Annotated in this window: 9 protein-coding genes; 4 read left to right on the top strand and 5 right to left on the bottom strand. The window is 55.6% G+C overall.

The window, feature by feature from the left end; translation table 11 throughout:
• Positions 1–376: 376 nt before the first annotated feature.
• Positions 377–685 carry an ATP-dependent Clp protease adapter ClpS gene (gene clpS / locus VJ698_RS11465; protein WP_324102882.1) on the top strand — a complete coding sequence of 103 codons (309 nt, stop codon included), beginning with the start codon at positions 377–379 and terminating at the stop codon, positions 683–685.
• Entirely contained in the window at positions 682–2,982 is a 2,301-nt protein-coding gene (gene clpA, locus VJ698_RS11460) for an ATP-dependent Clp protease ATP-binding subunit ClpA (protein ID WP_324102881.1), read from the top strand. The genes clpS and clpA overlap by 4 nt, the downstream gene beginning before the upstream one ends.
• 118 nt (positions 2,983–3,100) lie before the next feature.
• On the opposite strand, the gene VJ698_RS11455 is transcribed toward clpA, so the two are convergent.
• The 3 genes from VJ698_RS11455 to aat all read right to left on the bottom strand — a co-directional run bounded on the left by VJ698_RS11455 (position 3,101) and on the right by aat (position 5,787).
• Positions 3,101–4,144: a quinone-dependent dihydroorotate dehydrogenase gene (locus VJ698_RS11455; protein ID WP_324102880.1), complete on the bottom strand. Its 1,044-nt coding sequence runs from the start codon at positions 4,142–4,144 to the stop codon at positions 3,101–3,103.
• 90 nt (positions 4,145–4,234) lie between these two features.
• The gene (locus VJ698_RS11450; RefSeq protein WP_324102879.1) at positions 4,235–4,987 is read right to left on the bottom strand and encodes an arginyltransferase; all 753 of its coding nucleotides are present in this window, start codon (positions 4,985–4,987) and stop codon (positions 4,235–4,237) included.
• A 77-nt stretch (positions 4,988–5,064) separates the two neighbouring features.
• Positions 5,065–5,787, bottom strand: coding sequence for a leucyl/phenylalanyl-tRNA--protein transferase (gene aat, locus VJ698_RS11445; protein WP_324102878.1), 723 nt, complete (start codon positions 5,785–5,787; stop codon positions 5,065–5,067).
• 183 nt (positions 5,788–5,970) lie between these two features.
• On the opposite strand from aat, the gene VJ698_RS11440 reads away from it, so the two are divergent.
• On the top strand, positions 5,971–7,173 hold the full coding sequence (locus VJ698_RS11440) for an ammonium transporter (protein WP_324102892.1): 1,203 nt from the start codon (positions 5,971–5,973) through the stop codon (positions 7,171–7,173).
• Between the two features lie 247 nt (positions 7,174–7,420).
• Positions 7,421–9,529 carry an AAA family ATPase gene (locus tag VJ698_RS11435; protein WP_324102877.1) on the top strand — a complete coding sequence of 703 codons (2,109 nt, stop codon included), beginning with the start codon at positions 7,421–7,423 and terminating at the stop codon, positions 9,527–9,529.
• A gap of 399 nt (positions 9,530–9,928) precedes the next feature.
• Here VJ698_RS11435 and VJ698_RS11430 read toward each other — a convergent pair whose 3' ends face one another.
• Positions 9,929–10,324 carry a response regulator gene (locus tag VJ698_RS11430; protein WP_324102876.1) on the bottom strand — a complete coding sequence of 132 codons (396 nt, stop codon included), beginning with the start codon at positions 10,322–10,324 and terminating at the stop codon, positions 9,929–9,931.
• On the bottom strand, positions 10,308–11,528 hold the full coding sequence (locus VJ698_RS11425) for a hypothetical protein (RefSeq protein ID WP_324102875.1): 1,221 nt from the start codon (positions 11,526–11,528) through the stop codon (positions 10,308–10,310). The genes VJ698_RS11430 and VJ698_RS11425 overlap by 17 nt, the downstream gene beginning before the upstream one ends.
• Positions 11,529–11,560: the final 32 nt, after the last annotated feature.

Here is an 11,560-nt window from a genome sequence, read left to right as displayed (position 1 = left end):
TTGGAATCGTTGAACCACTTGACGGTACCTGTTGCCATAAAAGCGTCTTTCATTAATAGCTAATCACACGAGCCGTATAAGCAAGAAGCCTCGCGTCACGCTGCCGCCCCCTCCTAAAACCTGCTCACTTCTATTGACAATACCATAATGCTGTCATTGTCAATAATTACCATTGTTCCTGCAAAAATTATAAAAGTCAAGGCGGTTTGCAGGCCACTTTTGACAAATTACAAGGAAAATCCACCTCGTTCTTCTTGAATTCACGATGTGAAGCATCATCTGCGAATCAAGCCGAAAAAGCGTAATATCAATATCTAGTTGGAACACACCCTTACTTTTGCGATTTCGGCATCGTTGAACCCATTAGAATAGATGTATGGCAACCCAGCATGAAAACGGTACGGTACTTGCTAGGCAAGAGCAGAAGCTCAAGCCACCGCCGATGTATCAGGTCCTGCTCTTAAACGACGACTATACGCCGATGGAATTTGTCGTTGCGATTATTCAGGAGTACTTTAATAAAGACCGTGAAACCGCGACGCAGATCATGCTTAAGGTTCATCGTGATGGAAAAGGTATGTGTGGCGTCTATCCTAAAGACATAGCATCCACTAAAGTGGAATTGGTTTTAACCCACGCTCGAAAGGCAGGGCACCCCCTGCAATGCGTGATGGAGGAAGCATGATTGCGCAGGAACTTGAAGTTAGTTTGCACATGGCTTTTGTCGAGGCTCGCCAGGCACGCCATGAGTTCATCACAGTCGAGCATCTGTTACTCGCGCTGCTCGACAATCCGTCGGCCGCAGAGGTATTGCGCGCGTGCGCCGTCAATATTGAAGATTTGCGCAAGACGCTGACCAATTTCATCAGCGACAACACTCCGACGGTTCCCGGAACGAGCGAGGTCGACACTCAGCCGACCCTCGGATTCCAGCGGGTGATCCAGCGTGCGATCATGCACGTTCAGTCCGCGTCCAACGGAAAGAAGGAAGTGACCGGCGCAAATGTGCTGGTAGCGATCTTCGGTGAAAAAGATTCACACGCCGTGTATTACCTGCATCAGCAAGGGGTGACCCGCCTCGATGTGGTGAATTTCATTTCGCATGGTGTGCGCAAGGATCAGCAGCTCGACGCCCAGAAGTCTCCGGAAAGCAGTGAAGAAGCGCAGGCTGAGGGCCAACAGAAGGAAAGTCCGCTTGACCAGTTCACCCAAAACCTGAACAAGCTGGCCGCTGAAGGCAAGATCGATCCGCTGATCGGCCGCGAAGCCGAGGTCGAGCGGGTGATCCAGACCCTGTGCCGTCGCCGCAAGAACAATCCGCTTCTGGTTGGCGAGGCTGGCGTCGGCAAGACCGCGATTGCGGAAGGACTGGCATGGCGCGTTACCCAGGGTGATGTGCCCGAAGTGCTGCAGAATGCGGTCGTGTATTCGCTCGACATGGGCGCCCTGCTGGCGGGGACCAAATATCGCGGCGACTTCGAGCAGCGTCTGAAGGCTGTGCTCAAGCAATTGCGCGACAATCCGCACGGCATCCTGTTCATCGATGAAATCCACACCATCATCGGCGCGGGTTCGGCATCCGGCGGTACTCTGGACGCATCAAACCTGCTTAAGCCCGCGCTGTCAAGCGGCCAGCTCAAGTGCATCGGTGCGACGACCTATACGGAATTCCGCGGTGTCTTCGAGAAGGACCACGCATTGTCACGCCGCTTCCAGAAGATCGACGTGAACGAGCCGACTGTCGAGCAGACGGTACAGATCCTGCGCGGGTTGAAATCGCGCTTCGAAGAGCACCATGGCGTGAAATACTCGGCATCCGCCTTGACTTCGGCAGCGGAACTCGCGGCACGCTTCATCAACGACCGCCATCTGCCCGACAAGGCGATCGACGTGATTGACGAAGCGGGTGCGGCACAACGCATCCTGCCGAAATCGAAGCAGAAGAAAACGATTGGAAAGTCGGAAATCGAGGACATCATCTCGAAGATTGCCCGCATTCCTCCGCAGAGTGTCAACCAGGATGACCGTACGAAACTGCAGACGATCGACCGCGACCTGAAAAACGTCGTGTTCGGCCAGGATCCGGCAATCGAGGCGCTGGGCTCCGCCATCAAGATGGCGCGCGCCGGCCTTGGCAAGCTGGACAAGCCGATCGGATCCTTCCTGTTCTCCGGACCGACGGGCGTTGGCAAGACCGAGGTGGCGAAACAACTGGCGTTCATTCTCGGCATCGAGCTGATCCGCTTCGACATGTCCGAGTACATGGAGCGTCATGCAGTGAGCCGACTGATCGGCGCGCCGCCGGGCTATGTCGGTTTCGACCAGGGCGGGTTGCTGACCGAGGCGATCACCAAGAAGCCGCACGCGGTGCTGCTGCTTGACGAAATCGAGAAAGCGCATCCGGATATCTTCAACATCCTGCTGCAGGTGATGGACCATGGCACGCTGACTGACAACAATGGCCGCAAGGCAGACTTCCGCAACGTGATCATCATCATGACCACGAATGCAGGGGCAGAAAGCTTGCAGAAGCGTTCGATCGGCTTCACGGACAAGAAGGAAGCCGGCGACGAGATGGCGGACATCAAGCGTATGTTCACGCCGGAGTTCCGCAACCGCCTGGATGCGACCATTAGCTTCAAGGCGCTGGACGAGGAAATCATCCTGCGCGTGGTCGACAAGTTCCTGATGCAGCTCGAGGAGCAACTGCACGAGAAGAAGGTGGAGGCGATCTTCACCGAGAATCTGCGCAAGTTCCTCGCGAAGAAGGGGTTCGATCCGCTCATGGGCGCACGCCCGATGGCTCGCCTGATCCAGGACATGATCCGCAAGGCATTGGCAGACGAACTGCTGTTCGGTCGCCTCGTTTCCGGCGGACGCGTGACCGTCGATCTGGATGAGAACGAGCAGATCAAGCTCGACTTCGCCGAAGGCGATGCCGCTCCGCCGCCGGCGCCGGAAGAGACGCTCGAAGTGGAATAAGCAAGGCTACTCAAAAGCAATGCCCGAATCCGTGAAAATGGATTCGGGCTTTTTCATTGGCGGATCCTTTTGTCCCGGACTTCTGCGGGAATCTGCAGGAATCACGGGATGGCCATCCTCAGTGCGATGCTCGCAGGGCCTGCGCGCACTCCTTGACAAGCGCAGGGCCACGATAGATCAGACCGGTATACAACTGCACCAGAGAAGCTCCTGCTTCGATTTTGGCCCGCGCATCATTTCCGGAAAGGATGCCGCCTACGCCGATGATCGGAATGACATCGCCCAGTTCCGCCTTCAGGCCGCGAATCACCTTGTTCGACATGTCGAATACCGGCGCGCCGGACAACCCGCCGCTTTCTTCGGCATGCGGCTGGCCTTTGACTGCATCGCGGGTGATTGTCGTGTTGGTGGCGATGACTGCATCCATATTGTGGCGGAGCAAGGCCGCGGCAATCGTCTTGATCTGCTCGCCGTCGATGTCCGGGGCGATCTTGAGTGCGATCGGCACATAGCGCTTGTGCCGGTCTGCAAGGCGGTGCTGTGCATCCTTCAGCTGCAACAGCAGTCCATCCAGCTCCGAGCCACCCTGCAGTTGGCGCAGGTTCTTGGTATTGGGAGATGAGATGTTGACGGTAACGTAGCTCGCGTACGGATAAACTTTCTCGAGGCAATGCAGGTAATCGTCGGCGGCGCGTTCGATCGGCGTATCCGCGTTCTTGCCAATGTTCAGCCCGAGCACCCCTTCCTTGTCCTGGTAGAACTTCGATGCCTGAACATTGGCGACAAATGCGTCGACCCCGCCGTTATTGAAGCCCATCCGGTTGATTACCGCATTTGCCTTTGGCAGGCGGAAAATGCGCGGCTGCGGATTCCCAGGTTGCGCGCGCGGTGTGACCGTGCCGACCTCGATGAAGCCGAAACCGAGCGCCGCAATGCCGTCGATGTAACCACCATCCTTGTCCAGTCCGGCGGCAAGGCCGACCGGATTGGGGAAGGTGATACCCATGACGTTTCGCGGATCGGGCTGCGGACGCGCGATCAGTCCGGTCAGGCCGAGGGCAGCGGCACGCTTCAATGCCGGCAGGGTCAGGTTGTGTGCAGTTTCGGGGTCGAGCGAGAACAGCAGGGGGCGAGCAAGGGCGTAGAGGAGCTTGTTGGACATGACAATCAAGAGTTGGTCATAGCGCGGGGCGCGCATGCACCTCCGTCGGAGGCGCTATTTTACTCTTGCAGCATGCCAAGCCTATGGGTGTTACGGGCGTTGGCTTGGCGGTTTGTCAGGACGCCACTCATCCCACCGGCCGCGCCGTAGTGCCTCCAGTGGCTTGAAATTCACCTTGTAGGCCATTTTCTGGCTGTCCTGAATCCAGTAGCCGAGATAGACGTAAGACATGTCGAGTTGTCGGGCCTGCTCGATCTGCCAGAGAATGTTGTAGGTGCCGTAGGATGCACCCTCTACGTCCGGATCGTAAAAGGTATAGACGGAGGATAGTCCGTCGTTGAGGATGTCGATGATACTGACCATACGTAACGTGCCGTCGTTTTCGCGGAATTCGACCAGGCGTGTGTTGACCTTGCTCTGGAGCAGGAACTGCGCGTACTGGTCGCGGCTGTCCTGATCCATGCCGCCACCCGCATGGCGTGCGGATTGGTAGCGAAGATACAACTCGTAGTGCTCCGGCACGTAGGCGAGGTTGGTAACCCAGGTATTCAACTCATGATGGCGTATCCACGCGCGACGCTGGCTACGGCTCGTAGAAAACTCCTTGACCTTCACGCGCACGGGCACGCAGGCCTGACATCCGTCGCAGTAGGGGCGATAGGTAAAAATGCCGCTACGTCGGAAGCCGTTCTTGACCAGTTCGGAATAGACGTCGGCGTTGATGAGGTGAGATGGCGTGGCCACTTGCGAGCGCGCCTGACGGCCATCGAGGTAACTGCAGGGATACGGCGCCGTTGCGTAAAACTGCAAGGTGGCAAACGGCAAGTCTTTAAGGTGCGTCATATGCAGGTAGCCTGACTGCGATAATCATAATTTACACCGTCTACCGAAGACACCATAAGAAAATTTTCTCCCAGCATTCAGAACAGGGCAATCGGTTGCCACTTTTCTATCGGCTCCTGGTTGATGGCGTGGCGAAGGTGCGCAATGAATTCCGCTCTCGGAATCGGTGAGGCTCCCAGCGATGCGAGGTGGGACGTCTCCTGCTGGCAGTCGATCAGGGCAACCCCGTTTGCTCGAAGGAAGTTCACCAGGTAGGCGAGAGCAACCTTGGAGGCATCTGAGGCTCGCGCAAACATGGACTCGCCATAAAACATCTTTCCTATGCAGACGCCATAGGCGCCACCGACCAGTTCGCCATCCAGCCACACTTCCGATGAGTGCGCGTAGCCTTGACGGTGCAGGCCGGTGTAGCCGCGGATGATGTCGGGCGAGATCCATGTGCCTGTACTATCTTTGCGAGGCCCGGCGCACGCCCGCATCACCTTCTCAAACGCGGTGTCGAAGCGCACTTCCCAGCGGCGATCCGTTTGCATGCTCCTGTCGACTTTCTTCAGCGTCTTTTTCAGACTATGCGACACGACAAATCGTTCTGTTGACAGGACCATCCTCGGATCCGTGCTCCACCAGAGGATAGGCTGGCCTTCCGAAAACCAGGGGAAGATACCGTGGCGATACGCCTCCAGCAGGCGCCGCGGTGAAAGGTCGCCGCCCGCTGCAAGCAGCCCCGACGCGCCGTCGGCTTCGGTCAGAGAACAGGAAACATCGGGGAAAGGAGTGCGCGCGTCCAACCAGGGAATCATCAGTCCTCCCCAAACTGGATCGCTTCGCCGCACAGTCTCAGTGCAGAAAATGGCAGATTATGCATTGCTCTGAAATTTATCCTTCTAATTCAGTCTCTTATGCTTACGCACCGGAATGGAACGGTTTTTGCTTTGTAGTTGTCCATCGTCATCATTCTGCACACTTATTGGGAGCTTTTCTGCATGGACTCGCACAAAACCGGAGCCGACGCATTATTCATATTGCTCGGTGCCATCATGATTCTTGCAATGCACGCCGGGTTTGCATTCCTGGAACTCGGTACCGTGCGCAAGAAAAATCAGGTGAACGCCTTGGTCAAAATCTTAGTCGATTTTGCGGTGTCCACGATCGCCTATTTTTTTATCGGATATATGATTGCCTATGGCATCGACTTTTTCATGGACGCCAATACCCTGTCGGAAAAGAACGGTTTTGAGCTGGTCAAGTTCTTTTTCCTGTTGACGTTCGCCGCGGCGATTCCCGCCATCATTTCCGGCGGCATTGCCGAGCGCGCGAAGTTTTATCCGCAATTGGCCGCGACGGCGTTGCTGGTAGGGGTGGCCTATCCATTCTTCGAGGGCATCGCCTGGAACCACAAGCTGGGCGTCCAGGCGTGGCTGAAGGCCGCGTTTTCCGAGGAATTCCATGATTTCGCGGGATCCGTGGTCGTCCATGCATTCGGCGGTTGGGCCGCGTTGCCGGCGGTGCTGCTGCTCGGGGCGCGCCGTGGCCGTTATTCCAAGGACGGCGCAATTGCTGCGCATCCGCCTTCAAACATTCCGTTCCTCGCGCTTGGTGCCTGGATCCTTACCGTCGGCTGGTTCGGTTTCAACGTGATGAGTGCGCAGACGCTGGACAAGATGAACGGCCTCGTGGCGCTCAATTCTCTGATGGCCATGGTCGGTGGAACGCTGGTCGCCGTCTTCCTCGGCAAGAACGACCCGGGCTTCGCCTACAATGGCCCTCTCGCCGGACTCGTCGCGGTGTGTGCCGGCTCGGACCTGATGCACCCGCTCGGCGCCCTTGTCACCGGCGGTATTGCCGGCGCCATTTTCGTGCGGATGTTTATGCTGACGCAAAACAAGTGGAAGATCGATGATGTGCTCGGCGTCTGGCCGCTGCATGGCCTGTGCGGCGTGTGGGGTGGCATCGCAGCGGGTATCTTTGGTCAGAAGGCGCTGGCTGGCGTCGGAGGCGTGTCGTTCATGTCGCAACTCGTAGGAACCGTCATGGGAGCCTCCATCGCATTCGCCGGAGCGTTCATCATCTACGGCACTCTGAAGAAGCTTGTTGGCATCCGGCTCGATCCCGAGCAGGAGTTCGATGGTGCGGATTTATCGATTCACAAGATCTCCGCTACTGCGGAACGTGAAACGAGCTGGTAATAGGCATCGACTGTTTCGAGCTAACAAATTCTTGAAAAAGATAATAAATTCTTGAAATTTTGGAAACTCAAAAATAATAATTTCTTGAAAACGCAAGCGCGTCGCTATCAATTGACGTGCTTGCATTCATTGCCAAGCAGGTACAAACGGCATTGGAGAAAAATTTCCAGATGGCTATTGATTTCTAGCAGTTAGACCAAATATCGCGTCTAACTGACTTCAGAGTCGATCGCCAAAGGATATTCCGATGCGCCTGCTTAAATATCTCGTTACCGATTTTCGTTCAGTGGAGAACAGCGGGTGGATTGACGCTGATTCTGCCACTGCATTGGTTGGGGTAAACGAGTCCGGTAAGACCAACCTCCTACTGCCGCTCTGGAAGCTCAACCCCGCAAGAGAAGGCAAGCTGGAGCCGACGTCGGATTATCCAAAGAAGAAATTTGCCGAGATCCGTTCGAACCCGGGGAATTACCGGTTTATTCGTGCCCAGTTTGATACCGAGGAATTGGCGGGCAAGCTAGCAGAACTGACTAAAGCCGACTTGGCTGCACTGTCAGTTGTCACCGTCGATCGCTACTTCGATGGCAAACACCAGATCTCGTTTCCAAATCATGTTCAGGAAAGGGATCTTGATCCAACTGTTGTCAAGGAAGTGCTGGCGCATGCAACCGAAGAGATAAACGCGCTGGTCACGCTCAAAGCCGAAGAGAAGCTGAAGGCTGATTTGCTGGACAAGTTCAACGCATTTCAGCTCAGCATATCAACAGGATATCGGGTCAATGCCGACCAGATTCATAGGTTCCGTGAAGAAATTTCGGCGCTCGTACCAACCCCCCCAGCCAAGACCAGCACGATTGTTCCTCGGGTCGAGCTGGTGCTTGAGTGGCTGGCGAATCAGCATGCCAAACTTGTTGCGCCACCGCTTGAGAAAGCCGAAGGCGTCGAAAAGGCCGTGTTGGACGCATTGCCGAAGTTTGTCTACTACTCCAATTACGGCAATCTCGACTCCGAAATATATTTGCCGCACATAGTCCAGAACCTAGAGCGGACTGACCTTGGCGAGAAAGAGGCAGCTAAAGCAAGAACGCTGCGAGTGCTCTTCAAGTTCGTTGGCCTGCAACCAAAGGAAGTCCTTGAGCTTGGCCGTGATTTTAAAGATCCAGGCAATCCTGGCCGCGAACCGACACAAGCGGAAATCGAAGCCATTGCCGATAAAAAGCGCCAACGCTCGATCTTGTTGCAATCGGCTAGCGCAACGCTGACAACAAAATTCAAGGAGTGGTGGAAGCAAGGCGACTACCGGTTCCGCTTTGAAGCAGATGGCAATCACTTCCGGATTTGGGTTTCCGACGACCGCCGACCGGAAGAAGTCGAGTTGGAAAGCCGCAGCACCGGATTGCAATGGTTTTTGAGCTTCTATCTGGTATTTCTGGTTGAAAGTGAAGGTGGTGAGCATCAGAGTGCAGTTTTGCTGTTGGACGAGCCGGGGCTCTCTTTGCATCCGCTTGCGCAGCGGGATTTGTCTGCTTTCTTCGAAGGGTTAGCCCGAACGAACCAGCTGGTGTACACGACACATTCTCCATTTCTGGTAGATGCCGACCGCTTGGAGCGTGCGAGAAAAGTCTATGTTTCAGAGAACGGCACAACAAAGATCACGGCAAATCTTCGCCACGGCGAAGGGCAAGCAAGCCAAGCCGGCGCGGCCTATGCCGTACACTCAGCGTTAAATCTGAGCGTTGCGGAAAGCTTACTGCTAGGCTGCCAGCCAATCATTGTTGAAGGTACGTCTGACCAACTGTACCTGTCGACAATTAAAACGTTGTTGATCGGGGCTGAAAAGATTGCGCCGAAACGCGAATTAGTGTTCCCGCCTTCAGGTGGGACAAAAACGGCCCGCGTGGTCGCCAGCATACTGACGGGGCGTGATGAGAAACTACCGGTCATGTTGCTTGACGGGGACGAGAGCGGCAAACGCATGGCGAAAGAGCTACGTAGTAGTCTTTACGCAACCCATGCAAATAAGCTGATTACCTTGGATTCGGTTCTCGAATTCGATGGTGCCGAAGTGGAAGACCTTTTTCCGGGAGCTTTCATTGCCCAAGTGGTCGATCGCTGGGAGCGCAGGCCAGAAGAACCGTTTTCTGATGTGTTCCAACCCAAGCAACCGCTGGTCAATCAGGTCGAGTCTTGGGCGAAAAAACACGGTGTGATATTGATCGAGGGGTGGAAGGTTGAATTGGCCAAGCGTGTCAAACAATATGCCATTTCGAAAGGCATTGCCGCTTTTGACGATGACACGATCCTACTATGGACCAAGTTATTCAATGCCTTGATTGCTGCTGACGCTGGTGAATGACGCATAATGGCGTCAATGCGATCTTGGAGTGATTTTCGGCCAACGCCTGCAAGGGCGCATCAAAGGATTGGGAAGTGCCGTCTGCGTATTCCGGGAAAGGTATGCAGTATTTCCAGTAAAGTCTTCACCGCTCCGGCTACGTCTCCAACCGAAGCAAGTCATTAGCAGATTCCGTAGGGGGACAGAAGCGAATGGCCGGCAACGCGCCAGAAAGCAGTCGTAGATGACTTTCAGTTGACCGGCGGAAATCGACCCATAGCGGCCACTGCCTTCATTTAAGGCGCGCGATTAGCGCCCAGCTTAGTCGCACCGATTTTTGCCGAGGGGTTGAGAACATTGTCAGACGACGACCCAGAGGTGATGAATAGTGCAATCCCGATAGCGATGCGGGGTAGCTCTCTAGCACTTTCCCTGTAGCGCCTTCTTCATCAGAATGATGAGGTCATCGACCCCGAACGGTTTGCGGAGATGGCAATTTACCCCGACCGATAAAGCCAGGTCTCTTATTTCATAGGCTGCCGAAACGAGTACTACCGGCACGCGATTGCCGCTATCACGCAGCCGCCGTATAACCTCCGCACCGGTCAGACGTGGCATGCGGTGATCAAGAACCACGACATCCGGCTTCACTTTGCTTGCGCAAACCAGTGCTTCCTCGCCATCGGATGCCTCCCATACATGCCACCCCTCAAGGGCAATAATCTCCGCCAGTGCTTGACGAAACTCATCATCATCGTCCGCAACAAGGACCGTCGTTTCCTGCAGCTCTTCAGCCTTATCAGCCTGGATGTTCATTTTTCGCTCCCACTTCGAAGTTGCCTACGCCTTTCACGAGAAGCGCAGCTGGATGCTGACTTACGGTAACGACCACATCCGGAAGAGTCGGGAAGCGTACGATGCCCATCGCCAAGCCGTCGTCGACCACGACGTCGACTGGCAAAGTGGTTTTTGGTGTCGCTGATTCGAACGCACGTAAGAACGCCCGGAACAAGGTACGCTGTAAATCGAACCGATCTGCATAGATCTGCACAGGAGTAGCACAACGGACTTCAATATCAAGTCCGTGCACGGCTGCCTCCGTCGCCAGCAACGTCGACATTTCTTTGACGTGGCGCCCAAGATCATGAAAATTCGGTGCTTCGGCACTAGGCGAGGCGATCTCGCGCCACAACCGGGATTGATTCTGGAACCGCATGATCAGTTCGTTGGCCGCTTCGATTTGCTGCGACACTTCGGACTGGCGCGTGGCGCGTGCCAGACGGATTGCCTTTTCGAGCCGCAAACGTGCCGCGCCTTGGATCTGAACAATATCCTGCTGCAATCGATCCAATAGGGAAGCGTCCGGGGCGCCAGCCATCAAGTCTTGCAATTCCGACGACAGTTGGCGACGAATCAGCTCTGCTTCGATACCGCGTGCAGCACAAAACAGGATTTCCCGGATGCGGTGCGACGCTTCGACACGGCGCACGGAAGTGCTTAAGACGCCGGCAGTCTCGCCATCAGGCCCCTTTAACGGCAAGCCTTGGCATGTGAAGAGATGGAATCCTTCAATGAAATGCTCCGGACCGACCAGTTCAATATAACCACCTTCGGCGAGCGGGCTGCCAATGCCGTTTGACCCTGCTTGCTGCTCCGCGAGCAGAGCACCGGGCCCCGGAACGCGCTGTGGGCCATGCACGCTTTCTTCATCGCCCAGCACGTCAATCACAATGGCGTTGCGGTCGCCCAGCATTGCCGCATGTCGCTCGTCTCCCGCCGATTTCGACAGCGCTTGCATGTACGGGCGAGCAGCTTCAATCAGATTGTTTTCCCGCGCAAACAGCGCACGCGCTTGATAGGTTCGCAGCTCGCGCGCCTGCATGACAAACGGGCTCGCACCGACCTGGTCGCAACGTCGCCACGCTCGCTCAATCGGCTTGCGCAGCACGTCGTCGGGGATCGATTTTGTGACTACGTAATGGCGCCAGACTTCCTCGTTGGTATACCTGTTTGGTTGCATGTGGTCCTCCGTGCGATCTAGCCTCCGTTGCG

It is taken from the genome of Noviherbaspirillum sp. (assembly GCF_035254685.1).
Classification (GTDB): Bacteria; Pseudomonadota; Gammaproteobacteria; order Burkholderiales; family Burkholderiaceae_D; genus Noviherbaspirillum.
The sequence above is the reverse complement of the archived record's forward strand: the minus strand, read 5'-3'. Positions and strand labels throughout refer to the sequence as shown.